This window comes from Alteromonas sp. G5_S2_22_S1 (assembly GCF_054968525.1).
Window position 1 is genome coordinate 205,023 of the sequence record NZ_JBQKUJ010000006.1, and the last position, 21,853, is coordinate 226,875.

Sequence of the window (21,853 nt, forward strand, 5' to 3'; positions counted from 1 at the left end):
TGGCGGCTTTAAAACGTTACCATGTCGTCATCAATAAGGTGCCCGACAACAGCGCTATTTTCAGCATCGATAAACCCGTTATCAATAGCGTTGAAGCGCTCTGTTGTTACTTTGCGGTAATTTGGGTGCGTAAAAATATAGGTTTGCTTTGATTTAAGGGCTTCGATTACGCGTTCGGCTAGCATAGCTGCCGGGATCCCAGACTCAACCGCCATGGTAGCCGCTTGCGCCCCCGCTTTAAGCTTTTCTTTATCAATGCGATTTTCTTGAGCGACGGCGTACTTTTGTTGACGATTTCGATAAGACTCATGGATTCGCGTTTTCACAAAGGCTGGGCACAGTACAGAGGTGTGAATATTGAAAGGTTTAAGCTCAGCAATCCAGCTTTCTGTCATTGAAACCACAGCGGCTTTAGATGCGCAATACGCCCCTGCGTAGGGCATTCCCATCATTCCCGCCATTGAAGCCACATTTAACACCCAACCGCCTTCACCATGCTCTTTAATGGCTGGAACGCTAGCCTGCGCACCGTAAAGCACACCCATTACGTTAACATCCATTACCCAGCGCCACGTTTCGTGCTCTGAGTCTTCGACTTTCCCCGGGGTGCCGCCCACACCTGCATTATTTATGACCATGTGAACTTTGCCGAACTTATCTTTCGCATTAGCAACAATGTCTTCCCACTGGGAGTAGTCTGTCACGTCCAACGCGCAGGTAAGAATATTATAGCCTTTTTCACGCAGGGCACTTCCCGACTGCGTTAGCGCAGCGTTGTCGATATCCCCCATCACTATATTCATGCCCTGTTCGGCTAACGCCTCTGCCAAAGCCAAACCGATGCCGCCAGCCGCGCCCGATATAATTGCCGCTTTATCATTGAACTCGTTCGACATGTTATTCTCCTGTTATTGTTGTGCCGCAGTGTTCACCGTTCTGTGTTCTAAAGGCATACCTTGCGCGACACACGACTATTCGTCGCATCCCGCACAGTGAAAAAAGCGGACTATTTGTAATAAACAGATTAGGAGGGTTCAAACGGGGAATATACTTTATTTAGCTAATTTCTATGACTTCACGAAATTGATGGCGGGCATAGTGAGGGGGGCTGCAAGGGGCAAGGGGCAAGTGTAAGCCCCTTTAACGATCTAACGTATGTAAAAACTGTCTTTGTTGGTTACAGTAAAAGTTAAAACAACGGGCGAACCGGCATGTTAGTTCGCTGGCATAACATACATTTCTCGTACACACGCCGAGCTATTAGCGTTTAAAGCAAATAGCACAGTATTGGCAATATCTTCAGGCTGCAGCTTGTCTTCTTTAGGCTCGTCGAAGAATGGGGTATTTACCATGCCCGGGCAAATTGTCGTACACCTACCGCCCCACTCCCGCATTTCTTCTGCCAAGTTTTGACCAAATCCGTAAGCGAACCATTTGCTAGCGCCGTAAACCGAGCCTTTAAGCGCGATACGGCCAGCCACTGAACTGGTAATGATGAAATGGCCTTTGCTGTTGCGAAGATAGGGTAAACCTGCCTTAGCGGTATAGAGCAAGCCATTAACATTCGCGCCTAACATTCCATCCCAATCATCTACTTCGCCTTTTTCAATACCGGCTGCTTTGGCGCCGCGCCCTGCGTTGGCGAAGATACCGTCAACTTGGCCGTAGTGACTGTTCACCTTTTTAAAGGCGTCTTCTAATTCACTAAAAATGCTTACGTCTGTTTTAACGGCATAGGCATTGTCTTTGCCTAACTCGTCCACAAGCGTCGCTAACTTATCTTCACTTCTAGCCATTAGCGCAACCTTGAAACCTTCATCAACGAGCTGTCTTGCCGTTGCCTTGCCTATTCCGCTAGATGCCCCTGTGATCACGATAACTTTCTGACCTGACGTTGAACTCGTCATACCTTCTCCTTCACTCGTAAGTCGTTGCTATTTAGTTGATTGCCCCTTGATGACGTGTAACGTCAAAACAAGATGCAATAAATTCGTTTATACCTACCTAAGACAGATACGTTTCTACCTGCCCATTAAAATTGAAACAGGCTGGCGTTTACCCTGTTAGGCAACTAACTCGCTAATTTTGGCAACAAATGCGGGGATATCGTTGGGGTTACGGCTTGTCACCAGTTTTTCGTGATTTACCACTTCTTCATCTACCCAGGTCGCCCCTGCATTCTGTAAATCGGTTTTAATACTTGGAAACGATGTAAGCGTGGCGCCGTCGGCTAGTCCCGACTCAACCAATAGCCATGGGCCATGACAAATTGCGCCAATAGCTTTAATACTGTCGGTGTCATTGGCTTTGCTGATAAAGGCTACCGCATCGTCGTTAGTTCGAAGCACATCAGGGTTAATCTGCCCGCCTGGTAGTACAAGGGCATCGTAGTCTTCAAGGTTAGCTGACGATACTTGTAAATCGACATCTACCTCTTTACCCCAATTGTCTTCATCCCAGGCTTTAATCGTCGTTTGGTCCTCAATGGAAAGAATGTCTACCTTAGCGCCTTGCTCAGTGAACAAGGTTTTAGGTTCAACAACCTCACTTTGCTCAAAACCGTTTGTTGCTAAAATGGCTATCTTCTTACCCTGGAGATTTTGCGTATTGCTCATCTATATCACTCCTTTTTTAAAGCATTAAATTACACAGGCAAACACGCTATTTAACCAAAGGCTTTATAGTGGTATACCACTTTGTACCTCGTCGTTTCTACGTGTTAACTAATCCTACGTAGCTACTAATCCTGCGTCGAAACTAAGTTGCAAAACTAAGTTGCAAATTACAAACCAGCGCGCAATAAACAACATAACCCTATGATTAGATTACCCATTTCAAGAAACCGCGTTATCACCTAACCCTATTAAGCACTCACATTTGCAGATAAACATGAATGATTTACAGGGCGAAGTAAGCCGACTAGTACGATTTTATGTATGAAGAACTACAAGGGCTGCGAAGCGTAAAAGAACGATTAGAGGATTTATGAGCAAGGAAAGATTTAACCACGCAAAATCAGCATTTGAGATTTCGCTGAAAAGTTGGTGGAGTATTTTAAAGCGCATTTTTAGTAGCGTTCAAAAGGACAACATTCCCCTTATTGCTGCTGGTGTCGCGTTTTATTGCCTATTAGCTATCTTTCCCTTGTTAGGTGCCACGATAGCCCTTTATGGGCTGATGGTATCGCCACAAGAATTGCAAAGTCATATGACGTTCCTTGTAAATGTAGTGCCCACTGACAGCCGATATATTATTGAAGAGCAATTGACCAACTTGATCGAGAAGTCTAACTCCACCTTGGGGTGGGGCTTTTTATTCACCCTTGTGCTATCTCTATGGAGTAGCAGTAAAGGGGCCAATGCGCTTATTAAAGCGTGTAACATTACCTATAGTGAATCGGAAGGCAGGGGCTTTTTTAAAGACATACTGGCTCGCGTTACCTGCACTGTTTTCATGATTTTGACCGTTATCGTCGCCCTAGCTTGCATTACAATTTTACCCGAGTCTATTCAGTGGCTGTCGGGAAATACCGTTAGCGCGAAAGAGGCTATGTGGGTTACTTGGCCTGTTATGCTAGGCTTATTTAACATAGCCTTGTCGGCACTTTATCGATATGCGCCACATCGCCGCGAAGCGCAATGGCGATGGGTAACGCCCGGTTCCATTTTTGCCACTGTACTATGGGTGGTCGCATCCTATGGTTTTTCGATATACCTAAACGAGTTTGGAAGCTATAACAAAACCTATGGTTCTGTAGGTGGAATTATTATTTTGCTAATGTGGCTTTACCTAAGTGCCTACATTATTCTTATTGGTGCCGAGGTTAACTCGGCAATAGAGCTTCAAACTACGGCAGACAGTACTAAAGGTGAAGACAAACCTATGGGTGAAAGAAATGCCTTCGTAGCCGACCATACCCCCGATGACGTAAAACATTGACGCTATCAACTCATAGGTTTTAAAGGCTTAGAACGAGCGTGCCATTTGTAACTAGTATAAAACTATACCTATATTCAGTTACCCATCATTCTTGATTTGTATACCTTTATATTACCCAATGTCGGGTAACCCAATAAAAGGAATTATACAATGCAAAATGCATTTATACAGATAGCGAAGTATCTTGCTTATATGCTTACTATTATCGTAGCCATTGTATGTATTCAAAATACACTTTCGTCTGTTTTCAAACTAGATAGATACACTGAAATTGTGTTGACGGCATCGGTGGTTTTCTTAGTGACATTTATTTGCACCTGCTGTGCGAAAAAGCTTAATGTCTTCCCTAGTTAAAAGCCCTTTGTATTTCTGTTCCAGCAAAAAAGGCTTTGAGTTTTTATCACCATTATTTAGCATTGTGAAAGCTTGTAAAGGCGACGAACAAGTTAAACCGAAGCACAGGGGAAAGCACATAAAATAGAAGATTGCCGTATGCGCAATCAACATACCTGCCAAAAAGCACCGCACTCACCTACAGCGAAAATCGTTTTTTACTGGTACTATACCGCAAAGTATTGCTATGCCACTGTTGCCATAGCAACTCAAGGCTAATAACAGGCCTTATCAAAACGAAGCAGGAACACCATGGCTCTCAAAGCAACCATTTTCAAAGCAGACATATCGATAACCGATATGGACCGCAACTATTACAGCGACCACAACCTGACGATTGCGCGCCACCCGTCTGAAAACGATGCGCGCATGATGCTGCGCATTATTGCTTTTATTGTAAATGCCCATGAGCGTTTGCAGTTTACTAAAGGTTTATCTGACGATGATGTGCCTGACCTTTGGCAGAAAAACTTTAGCGACGAAATAGAGCTGTGGATAGAACTAGGTCAACCTTCTGAACAACGCATTAAAAAAGGCTGTAACCAAAGTCAGCAAATGATGATTTATTCATACGCGGACAACAGCTTTGAAGCTTGGTGGAGTAAAGAGCAAAACAAATTACAAACAAGAAAAAACTTGTCGGTGTTTACTTTACCTGAATCGTTATCCATTACTCTGGCTAACGCCGTACAGCGCTCGATGCAAATTCAGGTTACCATTCAAGACGGACAAATGTGGCTTACCATTGAAGGGGCTGATGTTACTGAAAGTGTTGAAGTTGCCATTGAGAAAAGGATGTAATGAAAAAGCTCTCTGCCGTACAACTTAAACAGCAAGCACTGGTGTTTGATATTGCTAACCGTCTAGAAGCACAAGCAAGAGATGAGCTTGAAGGTATGCAGCAGTGCTGGTTTGACGTTCAATACCATCAGTTTCCTGGGTCTTTATTGTTGCGCTTCCAGTTTAAAAACGAAGAAGCGTTAGCATTAGCAGAGCCCGAGCTAAAAAAATGGCAGCAACAGCTAAGCGCAGCGTTACTTAAAAAAGGCGTAGTGTTAAAAGACAGGCGAAGGCATTTAATCTTTACAATTGAAGGACCTAAAGATTAGCCACCCTCACCCCTTTTTTTGCACACAAAGTCTAGTTACATTTTGTATAGTAATTAGGCTAGACTGGAAACGTCGAATATTTGGCTAGTCTAATATTAATAACAACGGCAAGCAGTGCGCACTATTGCGCCGAATATTTGAATTACCCATGTTGATCGGCTTTAAACAAGCCACTATCCCAGCAAAAGGAGCTTCACAATGAAAACACAAGCAATGGCGTTAGCACTACTACTGTCTTTAATGGGCTGTACTGAATCTAGCGAAGAAACGAAAAGCGAAGTAAGTAAAGAGATGGAAAAGGCAGGCGAAGCGACATCTGACGCTTATGAAGACACAAAAGAAAGCGCAGCCGATTCTTGGGATGAAACCAAAGACGCAACCTCTGACGCTTATGAAGATGGCAAAGAGATGGCTTCTGACGCCTACGAAGATGGCAAAGAGATGGCTTCTGACGCCTACGAAGATGGCAAAGAAATGGCATCTGACGCCTACGAAGATGGTAAAGAAATGGCATCTGACGCCTATGACGCGAGTGCCGAAAAGGCGGGCGAATTTAAAGACGCCGCAGCGAAAAAAGCCTATGAAGCATGCGTAAAAATGAAAGAACAAATGGGCGGCGATGTGAGCGAGTGTGAAAATTAATAACGTCTGTTATTGCTCATAAAGCGTCAAAGCGAACCTTAGGGTTCGCTTTTTTGTAGCTTGGTTAAAAAGTTGCTATAACCTACTCACACCCAGCCAATATCACCGAACTAGAGGTGATGGTCAACGGTGCAACGCGTAATAGCGTATTAATACCTAAAATATTATTGCCTTTAGGAAGCACGGCGACTTCCACTGGGCCGACTTCACAAGTATTACCTATACGAACAGAGTTCAGTTGGTATTGTGATACCTTTAAGATTTTTCCATTTGCCATTCTTGCCGCCGAAGCTCGGGTAGCGAGTAGCGTATGATTTCGGGTAAGTGCGTCAAACGTGGCTTGATTGAGCGTTAATAAACTCGAACCGGTATCAAGTAGAAAGGAAGCGTTAACTTGCGACTCAAGGGTTGCTTCTAAATACAAAGTGCCGCCTTTGCTTTGAGATAGCGGGATGTTTTGCTCGATTGCTGATGCCGGTGCAGCGAGCCCTAAAAGGCAAGATAGCGATGTTAAAAGTGACGCCTTCGCCGCTTTTTTTACTATTCTTTTCATCTTACATGCACCACGCATTAGCTTTTACTGATTGAAATAGAACAGCAAGATGAAGACCAATCGCTAATTGCTTGATTTATTTAGCGCTCTGTACACGTCACAAGTCAAAAGCACTTAAATAGTGCAAAACCTAAGCCCACTTCGCACCAAAGGTGATCGCAGCGAGACTATTTGACGCACTTACTCTTAACACGCCTGATTACACATTTCCTATATCACCCGTTACCTGATAGCAAATAACTATCGCCAATCTCTATTGTTTGAAACGATTTCGTTCATACAATAGACAAAAGTAGTAATATCAATATGAGGACACGATATGAAATTACGCTATTTAGTGAGTTCTTTATTTACCGCGGTTACACTTAGCTTTACTGCCAACGCGGCACAGGCTATGCCAGCTTCGACCGGCGATACTATCGAAGTGCAAGTCGTGGATTATTCAGGAAAACCGCCTTTTAAACGCAAAGTTGTCAGCATGAGTGTTAACGATGTCGCGCAGCTTGAATCGGTGGGTGAAGAAGCCATTGAGTATGTTGAGGTTAAGGAAGTCATTATGCGCGGTAAACCACCTTATCGCAGAGTAACGACTATGATGCCTGTCTATGACATTGCTCAACTTGAAGTACTAGAAGAACAAAACGAAAAACAAAAGCGTGGTACTCGCCCCCCATTTAAACGCAACTAATAGGCGTTACCTGTATCGATAAACTGCACCAAAGCGATCCATTTTGCCTGAATGGGTCGCTTTTTAGTTTACGCGATATAGTCCAAACTCCTTCGTTTTGCGCGCTTTTATTTTGAATACAGCCCTACAAACGATAAAGTGACCTAAAACGGCAGAAAAAAGAGAAAATAGATGCAGCCTCACGACCACTCACCGCTTAACGACTTTATCGAATACTCTGAACAAAGCATGCTTGCTCGAAGCGCTGAGTTTTTAAACGCTATGCAGCGCCGACATAGCATTCGTCTTTTCAGTGACAGACCGGTTGATAAAGCCATTATCGAAAACTGTATTTTAACGGCGGGCACTGCGCCTAGTGGTGCCAACCACCAGCCTTGGCATTTTTCTGCCATCCATTCAGCTCCTGTAAAAAAACAAATACGTGAACAAGCTGAAGCTCATGAACGGGGGTTTTATGATGGGCGCGCTGGGCAGCAGTGGTTAGACGATCTCAAACCTTTGGGCACCGATGCCAGCAAACCTTATCTGGAAACTGCGCCTTGGCTAATTGCTGTTTTCAGCCAGAAATTCGGGCAAACAGAAGCAGGAGATAGAAGTCAAAACTACTATGTCCATGAATCAGTCGGTATTGCAGTGGGCATGCTTATCACCTCGTTGCACAACGCAGGTCTAGCCACCCTGACGCATACGCCAAAGCCAATGAACTTTTTAACCGAAGTGTGCCAGCGCCCTGACAATGAGCGAGCCTATATGCTAATTGTTGCCGGTTACCCCGCTCACGATGCCACCGTTCCTAATCATGCGAAACAAAAGAAGTCACTCAACGAAATAGCTAGTTTTCTTTGATTTTTATAAACGCTTATAGGCGTAGCTTTTTGTTCGTCCTAGCATCGCAGACTTTACGGGCATGATTAATACAACACCACAACATTTGTTAAATAAGCAAGGTTAGTTCGCTATCATCATAGACATGAAATACGCAGCACTTATAATGCGCCCTCGTTTTTAGGAGTTCGTATTTTCATGTCATCCCGCCACGCCTTTTCGCCACAGCTACCTTTCTTGTTGCTGAGTTTACTTACTGGCTTAACATCATCGTTCGTCACGCCGCTCATGAGCTACTTTTTAATTGACGAGATTAACGTTGAACCCATTTACATCAGTGTATACATGGTGTCGGTTACGCTTTCAGGGCTGGTGATAAGCCAATATTTGGGACACTTGGCCGACAAAGGTTTTAACGCTAATCGCCTCTACGGACTCACCATGATTTGCGTTGGCATAGCCATGGTAGCGTTTATCTTTAGCAACCAGTTTTGGCACGTATTTCTTGCCGGCGTGTTGTTTATGTCTGTGGGCGCGGGGGCGGTTTCGCAAATGCTAACGGTTTCAGGGCTATGGGCCAAAAACCAAGATATAGATTTAGCAGCATTTAACTCAAAAGTACGCGCGGCCATATCCTTAGCTTGGGTAGTAGGCCCGCCAATGGCGTTTACATTAGTGGCTAGTTTTGGCTTTGCCGCCTCATTCTCTGTGGCTATTGCGTGCGTAGTCACCGCTACGCTTTTCGTGGTTAAGGTGGTACCGCCTCAACAAGCCTGCCAACATTCGCAAAACACCACACTAAAGGGGTCGCTTTCACTGCCTTTTTGGCTTGTAGGGCTGGCAGTGCTTGCTGGAATGGCCGGTAATGTTATGTATTTATCCTCAATGCCATTATACGTAATGCAAGAGCTAGGTTTGCCTGAAAATTTACCCGGCCTTATGATGGGCGTGGTCGCAGCGCTTGAAATTCCTACTATGCTAATTGCCGCTAAGCTCGCACGACGCTTTCCACCTGCTGGTGTTATGGCTGTTGCCTTTCTATTTGGCTGCTGCTTTTATATTGGCGTGTATTTCTCTCAATCAAGCTGGGAATTATTATCGCTTCAAATATTAAATGCACTTTTTTACGGTTTATACGCTGGCATAGGCTTAACGCTTCTGCAGCAACAGGCACCTAATTTAACGGGCTTCACCTCAGCTTTTTATTCGAACGCCACCCGCGTGGGTATGATGCTTGGCACTATTGGCGCAGGCACAGTGGCGCAATTTTATAGCTTTAGAGCTGCCACAATAGGCTCGCTATGTATTGCCATATTTGGTTTGAGTGTATTGTTAGTGTTTATGTTTTTAAAGCGAAGGGCGAGCTGAAGCGTAGCGTAGCCTCGCCTCATTGATTGGGTTACACGCAAAACCCAATCAAAATGCGATACTGCTTAATACAAAAAGGGCCCGGTGGCCTTTAATGTACCTTTAAACCGCAGTTTGTACATCAAAGATCAACGAGCCCTTCTTCTTTAATTCTTTTAATTGAAGTATGAAGCTTCAAAGTTGAGTCGTTAGTCGCCTTTATTGGGCACAATCAGATATTTAGTACCCGTCTTTTTCGCATTGTATAGCGCTACGTTTTCAGGCTGTAGCGCTTCTTCAAGGCTTAACTCTTTGCTGTAGGATGACGCAAAGGTAGTGTTAATCTCCGTAGCCACTTTTTGATAAAGCTCGCCCACGCGTTTCTTATCAAGCTTGCCTAAGAAGCGCATTAACAACCAACCGCCAATACCCCACGTCATGCCGTAAGCGCGGTTTAAAATAGTCGGTGAGAAATCTAAACCACCATAGATATACACTTGTTTATTGCTGTCAGAACCATAGGTGTTGAAGCCTGTTGCATCTTTACTACCCGACGCTTCCATCATGGTAAGGATATCGCTAACTAGCTCACCGCCACCAATGGCGTCGAACGCAAGTGTAGCGCCAGTGCTGTCTATGGCCTGGTAAAGTTCAGCTTTGAAATTATCGCTACTGGAATTAAGCACAATTTTCGCACCAATACCTTTAAGTAGGTCTACCTGCTCTTGACTACGAACGATATTTACTAGTTCTACGCCTTGCTCTAAACAAATTTTATTTAGCATTTGCCCAAGGTTAGACGCAGCTGCAGTGTGAACCAAGGCTTTATGCCCTTCCATACGCATGGTTTCAACCATACCCAATGCTGTTAGCGGGTTAACAAACGAAGACGCCGCCTGCTGAGGTGTAGTGCTATCCATATGAGGTAAACACGCCTGCACGGGCACGCACGCGAACTCTGTATAAGCTGCGCCGGTAAGAATAGACACGGTTTTTCCCATTAAAGCTTGCGCTTCAGGGCTGTCGCCTGCGGCAACCACGGTACCGGCGCCTTCATTCCCAATAGGTAAAGTTTGGTCAAGACGAGACTTAATACGGCTCAACAAAGGCTTGTGTACCGGTGCAACCAATGCATTTTTATCAGCATCGAAAGTGGCTTTATCAAGGCTTGCTGGACCAAACATAGGCCACATATCTGACGGGTTTATTGGAGAGGCTTCCATGCGCACAATCACCTCATGGGCCTTCGGCTCTGGAACATCTACCTCTTTTAGCGATACCTGAAGCTCACCTTCTGATGTAATTAGCGTAAATAGTTGTTTAGATTTATTCATATCTACTCTTGTGCCCTAAAAATTAAACGCTCTACGTACTGTTAAGCTAACACGCCCCCACTATCAGCAGTATTTATATTTCGAATACATATGCGTTTCGATGGTTTATACACCCGATTATTTAGATGAGTTACACTACAAAGCGTGTATCGACTTGTAATAGCGAATAAAAAATGAAAAGACATGGTATCTACCTCTTTCTAGGACTCATCGGAATAAGCAATATGGCGTTTGGTAAAGCTGCACCTTTGGTCTCAATTCCTACCCACGACGCGTTTTTTAATTCTATAAAAGCGTACTGCGGTAAAGCGTTTCAAGGGAAGGTGAGTAAAGATAATGTAGGTAATACCTTCGGTGATGCAGAACTTGTTATGCACATACGAAAGTGCACAGACTCAGAAATTCAGATACCTTTTCACGTGGGTGACGACGCATCCCGCACTTGGATATTAACAAAGACTGGCGCTGGTCTTATGTTAAAACACGACCACAGAAATAAAGACGGCAGTTTTCACTCCTCTACCATGTACGGCGGGCATACTGTAGATGAAGGATATGCCCAAGTTCAGTCATTCCCCGCGGACGCCTACTCGAAAGCATTATTTATAGAATCTGGGATTGCAGCATCCACCGATAACGTGTGGCAAATGATGATTTACCCCAACCGCTTTAGCTATCGATTGATTCGCCCTGCGCGCGAAGTACAAGTTGATTTCGATCTAGATAACACATTCCCAGTTCCCAGTACGCCCTGGGGCTACAAAGATTAATTGAGGCTGAAACTGGACACAGGTATCGTTGCGTTTATTACCACAACACTATATAACAAGTTTTAAATTGCCTAATATATCTTGTCCCAACATACGACTAGATAGAAATAGTTAGACTTAAATCATCACCTACTTGGATAAAAAGAATGTCTTCTGCCCCCAATATTTTACAACAGCTTTTTGGTTTCTCAGCGTTTCGCGAGGGGCAAAAAGAGGCGGTGGATTCTCTACTTAGTGGGCATTCAACGTTAGCGATCTTTCCGACTGGTTCGGGCAAATCTTTGTGTTACCAGTTCGTTGCTACGCAGCTGCCACATTTAACTCTGGTGGTTTCTCCATTACTGGCGCTGATGAAAGATCAGCTAGAATTTTTGCATAGCAAAGGCATTGCGGCGGCTAGCATCGATTCCACCTTAACACCTGAGCAAAACAAGCAGGTGATGAACGACGTGCGTTCAGGGCAGTGTAAAATTTTAATGGTGTCAGTGGAGCGTTTTAAAAACGAACGGTTCCGACAATTCATCGAGTCCGTTCAGGTAAGTATGTTGGTGGTCGATGAAGCGCACTGTATCTCTGAGTGGGGCCATAATTTCCGCCCTGATTATCTTAAGCTTCCTGCCTACCAAAAAGAGTTGAATATCCCACTTGTATTACTACTTACAGCAACGGCCACTAAAAAAGTAAAAGAAGATATGGCGGCACGCTTTGCTATTGCGCCAACTAGCATTATTCAAACGGGATTTTATCGCCCCAACCTGAATTTATTTGTTCGCCCCGTACTTGAACCTAACAAAAATCAAGCGCTGATAGACGAAATTCAAAAACAACAAGGTGCTGGGATTGTTTACGTTACATTACAAAATAGCGCAGAGGATGTAGCGCGCTTTTTGCAGCAGCAAGGGTTTGCTGCGAAGGCCTACCATGCAGGCCTTAACAGTGAGGTAAGGCAAGGTATCCAACAAGATTTCATGAGCTACAAGATTCAAGTCGTTGTAGCTACTATTGCCTTTGGCATGGGTATAGATAAATCTGATATCCGCTTTGTTATCCATTACGATCTACCTAAATCTATTGAAAACTACAGCCAAGAAATCGGCAGAGGTGGGCGCGATGGCGAAGCGGCAAATTGCACCGTATTAGCGAACCTCGACGGATTAGTCACCATAGAAAACTTCGTTTACGGCGACACACCCGATAAAAGCGCAATAGAACGGGTTATCGACGACATCAAGCTGCAAGCCCCAGCTGAACAAAATAGAGCCAAGCAAGTTACACCAAAGCAAGATAGAGCACAGCAATATACAACTAATCAAAATGACTCGCTCATCAATGCAGAAAACAAGGTTTACCAATGGGAAACCCAAATAAATAGCTTATCGAGCGCCAGTAATATTCGCCAGCTTCCTCTTAAAACCTTACTTGTTCAGCTCGAACTCGCCAATGTTATTCGCCCGCTATTTGCCTATTTTGCAGAATACAAATTCCGCTTTCTTTCAGACAAAGCCACCATACTCGGCTTGTTTTCAGAAGAGCGAGCGCGCTTTTTAGATGCGGTATTCTCTCATTCAAACATGAAGAAAGTATGGGGTGTTGTCGATTTCGACAGTATTTATCAGCACTATGGCGCAGAACGCTCTAGAGTAGTGGCAGCCTTAGAATACTTGCACGAGCACAATCATATAGAGCTTGCATCACGTTTAATTACCGATGTATACCGTGTTAACAACGAATTACTGCAAGACGGCGATTTGGCAAACAAGCTAGCGCACTATTTTTCTGAAAACGAGCGTAAAGAAGTCGAGCGCATCGCCGCACTTGTCAGCTTTTTCGAACAAGACACTTGCTTAAGCCACAACTTGTCAGCGTATTTTGATGATACTCAAGCACCGAAAGCGTGTGGGCATTGCAGTGTGTGCCAAGGTAAAGTGGCCAAGCTTAACTATTCATCACCAATCCCAATACCGGATAGAGAGCAGATATCTGAAGCTATGACAGCGCTAGAAGCGCATTTAAGCGGTAAGTTTGAAGGCCCAATCACCCCTTCTATTTATTGTCGCTTCCTAACTGGCATGACTATGCCTTTGTTTAGTCGCTTAAAAATAAGACAAGTTAAAGGGTTTGGTAGCTTGGAACACTGCCGGTATGCAGATGTTTTACAAGAAGTGAACGCAGTTTTATGCCAATGACTGGCAGGACTGACTGTTGACTCGTCGATAACGAGCCAGTATTGAATTGAGCTAGCGCCTTTTTGTTAAAAGAGGTCAGATTGCGCTAGCTATCTGGCTTACTGTCTGCCGGTTGTATGAACTATGTTTATCGCCCGTTTAGCAAACTGTTTCATAAGCCTAACGCCTGATCACGCCAAATTATCAATTTGCTTTAAGATACTGCCAAAAGCACGGCTTCCTACGCTCTGAATCTGCTTATCGAAGTAAAGGCTTCCCAAAAGAAAAATGGTAATGTGCCCTTGCGAGCGCCAGGTAACGTGTGTTTTCCCATCTTTGTCTTTAAGCGTAATCTCACCTAATTGATGGTTTACAGTTGGGAAATACTTTAGACATCACATGTTGTAATGTTTCAGGTTGTATAAATTAGACGTCGAGATGAGGGGTGGTTACAATTTTTACTATTGGTTAAGAAATATCTTGAAAAAGTAGATGTATGAACGCGTAACCCCCTGGGGGAAGGCTTAGCAGTGTGAATAACGGATGATTTAGGTGTTAATGTGATTGAACAAAATAGGTCGTTTCCAGATGACTTCGGCTTTGACTATTGTCTTATGTGGATTAGTACGGAGAAATATCCCTCATTTATAAGTAGGCCACACCCTGACAGTGGCGAGATCATCCATGACGTTAGGGACAACTCAAAACCATTTGCTCATAAACTTCCAATTTTAATAGACCCCGATGGTATCAATGTGGTGCCAGTGAATCTATATCTTCACTCTTTGTTGGCAGATCCAGATATATCCTCCGATAAGACGATTCAATCCCATGCAGTTGCGTTATTGAGCTTCTATCGGTGGTTGAGCACGGAAATCCCCGAACATACACACCCAAGGACTGGCCTTCTGGTTGATGAAAAACCTCCGTTAACAATATATGACTGCACCGAGAAGGTAGAGGAAAGTCCAATCGTGAGATATCGAGACTATTTATTGGAAAACCTTTATACCAAGGATGAAACTGGAAAAGTCGGTGGTTCTCCAAGTACAGCCTCTAACTATGTTTTGAAAGTTGTCAATTACTTCATCTTCCTTCATCGCCAGCGGATCATTTCAATCAGCAAAACCTTTCGACCATTTGAGTTTAAGGCAAAGACTGTTCGCATAAGCAACAAAGGAAACAGAGCACAACATGAAATGCTCTCACATCTCAATCGCAGTCACAGTAAGGAAATTATTGTATACACCACAGGTCTCACTAGACCATTTAAGAACATAAAAAAACCTCAAGATGCTGATATTCGAGAGCTTAACCCACTTCGTGAAGATGAAAAACAAGAGCTTTATAAACACCTTGATATTGAAAATTCATCTGACACTAAAGCCCTAATGGTGTACTTAAAAACTGAAACGGGATTGAGATTGGAGGAATTAATAACATTTCCTGCCTCTGTCGTGGACAAGCCAAAAGCTAAAGTAGTTAAGGTGCAAATTGGTGAGAATATTAACGGTTGCTTAACCAAGTTCAAAAAAAACAGAACAATTGAAATCCCAGCCAGTGTCATGGATCTGTTGTACGAGTACAAGTTAAGTAAGGCGAGGAAGAAGGCTATTGAAAAAGGATTACTTCGCCATAACCACTTATTCGTTAAATCGAATGGCAATATCTACGCTCCAAACACCATTCAAAAGTATGTGGAAACTATCCGCAATGATTTGACACACTGTGGGCTTGATATTTATTTTGCCCCTCATGACTTACGAGCCACTTTCGCAACCGACTGGCTGTACAGCAAACATATGGAAACAGGTAAGCCCTTCGAGGCTTTGTTACAGGAGCTGGCTGATTTGATGGGGCATGAAAGCACCTCTACCACTCAAAAATACGTTAACTACATGAATGACAATAAAACATGGTTGGAATTCGCTCAGCGTAAAAATCAATTCGCACAACAATCGCTGAGGTGATGATATGGCAAAAAGTCGATTAGCAGCATCGAGAAATCAAAATAAATCACCCGCTCCGCCGATTACTAAGAAAAATGTTACTTCATTAGATTTGATCGTTGATATACGGCCAGAAGGGGTGCTAAACAGCACAAGACACAATTTTATTTATTGGTGTCATGAACAGTGTGATCCCAAAAAACCATTAGCTAAACCCTCTCGACTGGAAAGAATGCAAAAGCTAAAAAGATGGGTTGATCAAGAGAAGAAAAATGAAACCAATGCATGGTCTCTAGTAGTTAAATTAAGCGCCTTAAAGACTTACATTGCATTTTGCGACATTAAGAAGTTCGACCCTTTTAGTCAGGCTGGATATCTTTATTACGCTGGTAACTCAGGTGAGTTACGGCGCTTAGTTGACATTGCTAGTGAGCCTAAAAAATACCAATTTCAGTATCATAATGGTGAAGAGTTTGGTTTGTTGGAATCCTCAGCTCTTCAAAAAAAGATGAATCTCGACTCGATGCTTCCAGTGCTTGATTTTGATGTGTCAGACATGCAAGCCACGCTTAAGAGCTTTACTGGTGAGATAACAGATTTTGCTACACTACCTTATACATCAAGCGAATGGTATGCACTAGTTAGACGCACTCAGCTTCTCTTTTTCTCTTTGGTAACTCAACTTATTGCGTTTAAAGAAGAAAACCCCGAATCGCCCCCACCTCAATACCTAGAAAACATTGTGGTTGAAAGAATAGATAATCGTGACATCACGATTACACTTGGGAGAAAAAATGGTTCAGCTTCAGAAGGCTTAGCGAGTCCTTTTAATCAATGCATGTCGGCAGCTTACACTTTGTTTGCCTATTACACTGCATTTAACGACACAGTGATTAGACAGGTTCGCCACCCCATTAAAATGGTTACGTCAAATAAAGATGGTCGGACATCAAAAGTTGCTCAAGTTCGCGCTTACAAAGGTCGTGCATCAAAGGACGTAAAAGCGTTATTTTCAGGCTTAGAAGAAAGCTCCCACCCCGAAGCCAAAGATGAGGAAGCTGGGTTTATTGTCGCTGACATCAATAAGCGCGACACTGTTGGAGAAACTGACGGAATTACCTTTCTTCGAGCACTCGAACTCCTCTCGAAAACCTACAGCGAAGACCCTTATGACACTCTGATATATTTCCTCAATAGCGAAGGTGATAAAGGCAAGGTTGATGTGTCTGGAGCTTCATTCCAATTATCAAAGAACCTAAATTTGCTTTCTGATAGCAGAGCTGAGTTGACCGACCATCTAGTAAAAACCTACGCCGACATTGTTAAAGATCAAAAGATGACCACGTTTAACAAGATTAAACGAGATGATGGTGTATACACGATGGAAGCAAAAGTCACCGTTCTTAAAAAGCAAGTTGTAACAATAAGAGCAATGCCTATTGCTTACGCTGCTCTTTCATGTATGACTGATGTTTCATTGCGGAACGCGCTTATACCGCTTAATTATTCAGAGAAAGATTCCGATGGAGCGATGACAGTTTCTTTCAAATATGCTGATGGCTCTAAAGGTGAGTTTATTGTTGCAGCTAAATACAAACCTTTTCTTCAATTGGTTGAGCGTTATGCTGCGAGCAGAAACCCTTTACCCAGAAAAAATTATGGTTTTGGTGGGGGGAGTTCAACAACCAAGCATCCATTCTTACTACCGCTGGGTGGTAAATATGTTACTTATCAGTGGTCAGAAGGTGAGGTTCCGATTCGCGAAGTTCTGTTAAAATTGTGTGGCATTGGTCGCGGTGATTACTTTATAAATATTACCGCCAGTAGGATTCGCACTACTCATTCTAACTTAGAGTATAAAGCTGAAGAAAAAGGGTGGACAGCCCGAAAAATTTTGCAGCACAATATTGAAACAACTGAAAGACATTACCCCAACGGCCACCCTGTCTCAAACAACAAGCAAATGTCACAAGGGATGATGGGGTTAGTCTACATAGCCCAGGGCAAGAGCCGCAGTGAAGCTATAGAATCGGTTAAGAAAGAATTGGAAATTCCCGTCTTAGAATACGATGTTTGGAAACAACGTAATGCTCCTACAAACCCCAATGGCATTAGCTGCGGCGGGGAAATTGATTTGCTGTCAGAGAAAGATTGGCATTATGCAGCACGCAAGTTCGCAGAAAAAAAAGGGATTATTGAAGAGGGTCAAGATATTACCTGCTATCAATACGATCTTTGCGTCTTTTGCAAAAGCGCCAAACTCGTTGATGACCCCTACGCTATTTATAAACTATTGAGCTTTCTCGATGCGTTAAGTGAAGCCATTGACCAATACCCAGAACGCGCTTCGGTAATTCAATTAAAGATAAATCGCTTTCAAGCTAACCTTGACGGCCTCCCATTAGAGACCGTTGAACAAGCTGAGGATTTGCTTGAAGAAAAAGGGCGTTATCCACTTTTCGACTCGTTATCTTCCATTACCCAATTTTTATAAGGGCTATATCTATGCTGTCTTTTGAAAACTCACAAGATATGGATTCAACCTTAGATACCATGCGTTTAATTGGTGATAGAGGCGACTATTTGCAACAGGAACTTCTCCCTGCGCTACTGCGAGGCGATTGGGAAGAGTTAGACAAAATGGTGGTCTATCAAGATCAAAAAAAGACCATCTTGTTTGGCGAGGATATATGGGCGTTTAGAAATTCTGACTACAAAGGGAGTGGGGTCACGAACTTGATTTTTAACATTGAGCCAGAGCAAGAAGAAAATGTCATTGTACTTCATCAAAAAGAGCGTCACATGCTTAATCAAATGAAGTGCGTAGCATTAGCGGATATGTGGTTTTCTGTTAAACATATAGAACTGGCTTCAATAAATAATAAAAAAAACTCTCTTCGAAAGGATATTGCCCAACTAATCAAACGTGGCATCAATTCATTTGAGGAATTGAATCAAGAGCATCTAGAAATTTTGGTTACTGAGGGATGGTATGATATTTCTAGGAGCTATTGTTTTATAGGGTTGAATAGTCTTGTCCACTTGAAAGGGCTGCTACCTTTCAAGGTCAATTTTTCACATCAATCCCATAAGATGTACAACATGAGTTCTGATGCGCAAAACGGAAAAGTGGTGATTCCCCCCCGAATCTATTTTGCGGCATTAAAAGGGTACAGTGAAGATATCGTAAAAGCCTACGGATTAAGAGATGAAATCGAACAAGCAGTTGAGCAGATGATTTCCTTTTATTCCGATGAAGTAAAAAGAAAAATTCTGAGGGTTAGAAGCGGCTATAGCCATAAACCTCATGGCGGTTATGCAGAATCATGGGAACGATTTACCCAGGCGCTCGACAACAATGGAATAACCTTAGCGGATAAAGGTGAAGATCCACGGTGGATGCAAATATTCACATCTATTCAACCCCGCATTCAAATACGACGAGAATGTCTTAGTATCTTCAGAGCACGCATTGGCAACACTTATTATGGCTGGGCTGGTTTTAGACAGTATTTGAGAAGCTTGAACACAAAAGCCTCATGGCTTTGCTTGGCATTGTCAGGAATGCGCGTAGACGAGTTGTACAAAATGAGTCCTGTTTACGGTGCGCAAAGAACGACTTTCGATAAAAATGGATGTGAGTCCGAAACTGGCAAGGAAACCATTTACTTTCTAACTACACGCCAATCAAAAATTACGATCAGTAGTCAAACCAAAAATGACACGTTTGTAACCACGGAAACGGGTTGGAAAGCCTTCCATATATTAAATGCTATTAATACGCCTTATCGCGACAGATTTGCAAAGAAAAATAATCATCGAATGTTTGCAAACTTGAAGGACATCGCTTTTCCCCAACCTATAGGGAAGAGCGCATTACACACTAAAATTAATACGGGGTTTAACAGCGATAAATTTGATTTTACACTTACAGCAGAAGATATGGGGCATTTACAGACCTCCGACCCAACCCAAACATCTTTTAATCAGGGTGATAAATTTCACTTTTCGCCACACCAGACACGGCGCTCCCTCGCGTACTACCTAATTGGTTATGAGCTGTGTTCTTTCCCCGCCTTGAAGCAGCAATTTTCGCATTTGTCGATGGCAATGACGCGATGGTATGCCCGAAATGCCTATTCATTTGAAAAACTTTACAGCGAAATACAAAAAGAACGAGTCACACAACAGGCTGAGATATTTGCTCGCATATATCAAAAAATGGCGAATGGTAAGCGTATCGCAGGAGGTAAAGGTCAAGCAGCAGCGGCTGAGATTAGTCGCGAAGGTGAAAGTTATTTTGAAGATGGAGTAAGCAAACGCAAGCTATCGGTTGACTACTGGATAGATCGGTTGACCAACGGTAAAGAACATTTACATGCTATTGCTCCTGGGATGTATTGCACTAATACTCAATGTTCAATGCGTATCAATATTGATTTAAGTGAATGTGTAGACTGCGAATATGATTTTATTGAAAATGCTGTTTATGCCGAATCCTCCCGTATGGACGCAATGAGAAACGTTGAGTTTTTAAAAGAAAACAATGAATTAAACTCCAGTTCTGCAACCAAATACTTTATGCAGGTAAAAGCTGCGGAAGCGATCATGGATGATCTAGGATTTAAATATGAAAAGTATGAATTTGCAGAAGATGTGCTGAATTTGGTTATCGAAACGACAAGGAAGGCGTAAGGCATGACAGACAAGGCGGAGTTAAGCTCAACAGAAAGACAGCTAAGAGACGCATTGGCGCGGCTTGTTCATCAAAAGCCGATTAACAGAGAGTTGAAACAAAAGCTTAAAGCCAACAAGCTTAAAATTGTTGTTTCTAATGTTGAGAAAGAAGCGGGGTTATCGAATGGATCGGCCAGGCGCTATCCAGAAACAAAAGCGCTGATCGAAAGCGCTGAAGCAAATCGTGTTCATGGAGTAAGCAATGTGTCCGATACTGTGGTTCGCGGCCACCCTCTCCACATAAAGGCTAAGGAAGACTTAGACAAAGCTAAAAAAGAAATCAAAAAGCTTAAGAGAGAAATTGAGAAGAAAGAAGAAAAGCTTGGAGATTATAAAAAACGCTTAAAGTCTCAAGCCGTGAGAATGCACCAAATGACCGTTGCTATGTGGGAACATATGCCTGAAGAATGCAAGCATATTGAGTTAATGATCGATGTGGAAACAACGGGGGCAACAGGCAACGTTCTAGAATTCAAAAAGCGAGAGAAGCTAGATTAGCTCCGAGACTTATGTTCTTAGCTGGATTAGTCTGGACTCAACCTGTCAAATTCAAATCACGATGCAATTAGGTCCGACAGGTTGCTCTAAGGGGTTTTGCGCCCATCCCCTCGAAATTAACCTTAGTCTAAGTTTTTAAGCTTTTTTCTAACTCTAATTACCGTACTTCGACTAACTCCAACTGCTTCAGCCGTTTTATTAATACTAAATCCAGCTTCAGTAAACGAGGCAATCCTATCATGAGCCTCTAAATCAGGCTGACGACCGTGATAAAGTCCCTTTTGCTGTGCTTTTACAATACCTTCTTTTTGCTTACGTTCACGTTCTCGATATTCTTTATATGCACTGGCCGCTAATATTTCTAACAGCATATTATTAATAGCACTAAGTATTGATCTCATAAAATCATCACTTGGAAAACTGCCAAATGTTAAATGACTGGTTGGTAGATCTAAACTAACAACACTAATTCCTTTTTCATTTATTGAGGCTACAAGAGTTTTCCAATCATCAGGGCTTAGCCTTGTTAAACGATCGATTGATTCAACTAACAAAACATCACCGGACTCTGATTCATCCAATAAACGAATTAGCTCTGGTCTATCTAAAGAATTACCAGATTTATTTTCTATATAAAAAGAAGCAATTCGTTTGCTGAAGCCAGAAACGAATTTTTTTAATGAGCTTTTTGCTCTATTTGCATCTTGCTCAGAAGTTGATGCTCGTAAATATGCTCTTATGAACATTTTTGCCTAATTAGGTCTATTTAGATGGTGTCATATCATATAGGTTTATTTAAGTGGTGTCATTACGTAATTGCCTGTGATATATTAACAGTATCTTTAGGGTGTACTCATGTAGAACTGCATGTAATAACACTAATTTGGACTTTGATAATGAAAAA

The 21,853-nt window shown here is 42.8% G+C and carries 20 protein-coding genes; 14 read left to right on the forward strand and 6 right to left on the reverse strand.

What is annotated here, in order from left to right; translation table 11 throughout:
* Positions 1-8 precede the first annotated feature (8 nt).
* The 3 genes from ACTRWF_RS09120 to ACTRWF_RS09130 form a co-directional block, all read right to left on the reverse strand.
* Positions 9-896, reverse strand: coding sequence for an SDR family NAD(P)-dependent oxidoreductase (locus tag ACTRWF_RS09120; RefSeq protein WP_462835442.1), 888 nt, complete (start codon positions 894-896; stop codon positions 9-11).
* A 318-nt stretch (positions 897-1,214) separates the two neighbouring features.
* A complete protein-coding gene (locus tag ACTRWF_RS09125) occupies positions 1,215-1,907 on the reverse strand; it encodes an SDR family NAD(P)-dependent oxidoreductase (protein ID WP_462835443.1) in 693 nt (230 codons plus the stop codon).
* Positions 1,908-2,063: 156 nt separating this feature from the next.
* Complete coding sequence (locus ACTRWF_RS09130) at positions 2,064-2,615, reverse strand: DJ-1/PfpI/YhbO family deglycase/protease (protein WP_462835444.1); 552 nt, start codon at positions 2,613-2,615, stop codon at positions 2,064-2,066.
* Positions 2,616-2,985: 370 nt separating this feature from the next.
* Between ACTRWF_RS09130 and ACTRWF_RS09135 the strand changes: the two genes are divergently transcribed.
* The 5 genes from ACTRWF_RS09135 (at position 2,986) to ACTRWF_RS09155 (ending at position 6,083) form a co-directional block, all read left to right on the forward strand.
* Entirely contained in the window at positions 2,986-3,939 is a 954-nt protein-coding gene (locus ACTRWF_RS09135; protein ID WP_462835445.1) for a YihY/virulence factor BrkB family protein, read from the forward strand.
* 150 nt (positions 3,940-4,089) lie between these two features.
* Positions 4,090-4,293, forward strand: a complete 204-nt coding sequence (locus tag ACTRWF_RS09140; RefSeq protein WP_071952324.1) for a hypothetical protein — start codon at positions 4,090-4,092, stop codon at positions 4,291-4,293.
* Between the two features lie 291 nt (positions 4,294-4,584).
* Positions 4,585-5,133 carry a YaeQ family protein gene (locus tag ACTRWF_RS09145; RefSeq protein ID WP_012519260.1) on the forward strand — a complete coding sequence of 183 codons (549 nt, stop codon included), beginning with the start codon at positions 4,585-4,587 and terminating at the stop codon, positions 5,131-5,133.
* The gene (locus ACTRWF_RS09150; protein ID WP_020744053.1) at positions 5,133-5,441 is read left to right on the forward strand and encodes a hypothetical protein; all 309 of its coding nucleotides are present in this window, start codon (positions 5,133-5,135) and stop codon (positions 5,439-5,441) included. The genes ACTRWF_RS09145 and ACTRWF_RS09150 overlap by 1 nt, the downstream gene beginning before the upstream one ends.
* 198 nt (positions 5,442-5,639) lie before the next feature.
* Positions 5,640-6,083 carry a hypothetical protein gene (locus ACTRWF_RS09155; RefSeq protein ID WP_462835446.1) on the forward strand — a complete coding sequence of 148 codons (444 nt, stop codon included), beginning with the start codon at positions 5,640-5,642 and terminating at the stop codon, positions 6,081-6,083.
* An 82-nt stretch (positions 6,084-6,165) separates the two neighbouring features.
* On the opposite strand, the gene ACTRWF_RS09160 is transcribed toward ACTRWF_RS09155, so the two are convergent.
* A complete protein-coding gene (locus ACTRWF_RS09160) occupies positions 6,166-6,636 on the reverse strand; it encodes an aspartyl protease family protein (RefSeq protein WP_462835447.1) in 471 nt (156 codons plus the stop codon).
* 319 nt (positions 6,637-6,955) lie between these two features.
* Here ACTRWF_RS09160 and ACTRWF_RS09165 point away from each other — a divergent pair, with 319 nt between their 5' ends.
* The 3 genes from ACTRWF_RS09165 (at position 6,956) to ACTRWF_RS09175 (ending at position 9,517) form a co-directional block, all read left to right on the forward strand.
* Positions 6,956-7,324 carry a hypothetical protein gene (locus ACTRWF_RS09165; protein WP_015067738.1) on the forward strand — a complete coding sequence of 123 codons (369 nt, stop codon included), beginning with the start codon at positions 6,956-6,958 and terminating at the stop codon, positions 7,322-7,324.
* Positions 7,325-7,495: 171 nt separating this feature from the next.
* Positions 7,496-8,170, forward strand: coding sequence for a nitroreductase family protein (locus tag ACTRWF_RS09170; RefSeq protein WP_462835448.1), 675 nt, complete (start codon positions 7,496-7,498; stop codon positions 8,168-8,170).
* A gap of 177 nt (positions 8,171-8,347) precedes the next feature.
* The gene (locus tag ACTRWF_RS09175) at positions 8,348-9,517 is read left to right on the forward strand and encodes a sugar efflux transporter (RefSeq protein WP_020746380.1); all 1,170 of its coding nucleotides are present in this window, start codon (positions 8,348-8,350) and stop codon (positions 9,515-9,517) included.
* Positions 9,518-9,705: 188 nt separating this feature from the next.
* Here ACTRWF_RS09175 and ACTRWF_RS09180 read toward each other — a convergent pair whose 3' ends face one another.
* Positions 9,706-10,830: a zinc-binding dehydrogenase gene (locus ACTRWF_RS09180; protein WP_012519267.1), complete on the reverse strand. Its 1,125-nt coding sequence runs from the start codon at positions 10,828-10,830 to the stop codon at positions 9,706-9,708.
* 224 nt (positions 10,831-11,054) lie between these two features.
* On the opposite strand from ACTRWF_RS09180, the gene ACTRWF_RS09185 reads away from it, so the two are divergent.
* From ACTRWF_RS09185 to ACTRWF_RS09210, 6 genes are all read left to right on the forward strand, one after another.
* On the forward strand, positions 11,055-11,600 hold the full coding sequence (locus ACTRWF_RS09185; protein WP_012519268.1) for a hypothetical protein: 546 nt from the start codon (positions 11,055-11,057) through the stop codon (positions 11,598-11,600).
* A 146-nt stretch (positions 11,601-11,746) separates the two neighbouring features.
* Positions 11,747-13,786, forward strand: a complete 2,040-nt coding sequence (locus ACTRWF_RS09190; RefSeq protein ID WP_462835449.1) for a RecQ family ATP-dependent DNA helicase — start codon at positions 11,747-11,749, stop codon at positions 13,784-13,786.
* Between the two features lie 539 nt (positions 13,787-14,325).
* Entirely contained in the window at positions 14,326-15,735 is a 1,410-nt protein-coding gene (locus tag ACTRWF_RS09195; RefSeq protein WP_061094527.1) for a tyrosine-type recombinase/integrase, read from the forward strand.
* A gap of 4 nt (positions 15,736-15,739) precedes the next feature.
* Complete coding sequence (locus ACTRWF_RS09200; RefSeq protein WP_150140950.1) at positions 15,740-18,208, forward strand: hypothetical protein; 2,469 nt, start codon at positions 15,740-15,742, stop codon at positions 18,206-18,208.
* 11 nt (positions 18,209-18,219) lie between these two features.
* Positions 18,220-20,409 carry a hypothetical protein gene (locus ACTRWF_RS09205; RefSeq protein WP_061094525.1) on the forward strand — a complete coding sequence of 730 codons (2,190 nt, stop codon included), beginning with the start codon at positions 18,220-18,222 and terminating at the stop codon, positions 20,407-20,409.
* A 3-nt stretch (positions 20,410-20,412) separates the two neighbouring features.
* On the forward strand, positions 20,413-20,949 hold the full coding sequence (locus ACTRWF_RS09210; RefSeq protein ID WP_061094524.1) for a hypothetical protein: 537 nt from the start codon (positions 20,413-20,415) through the stop codon (positions 20,947-20,949).
* Positions 20,950-21,071: 122 nt separating this feature from the next.
* Here ACTRWF_RS09210 and ACTRWF_RS09215 read toward each other — a convergent pair whose 3' ends face one another.
* Entirely contained in the window at positions 21,072-21,695 is a 624-nt protein-coding gene (locus tag ACTRWF_RS09215; RefSeq protein ID WP_008467336.1) for a recombinase family protein, read from the reverse strand.
* Positions 21,696-21,853 lie beyond the last annotated feature (158 nt).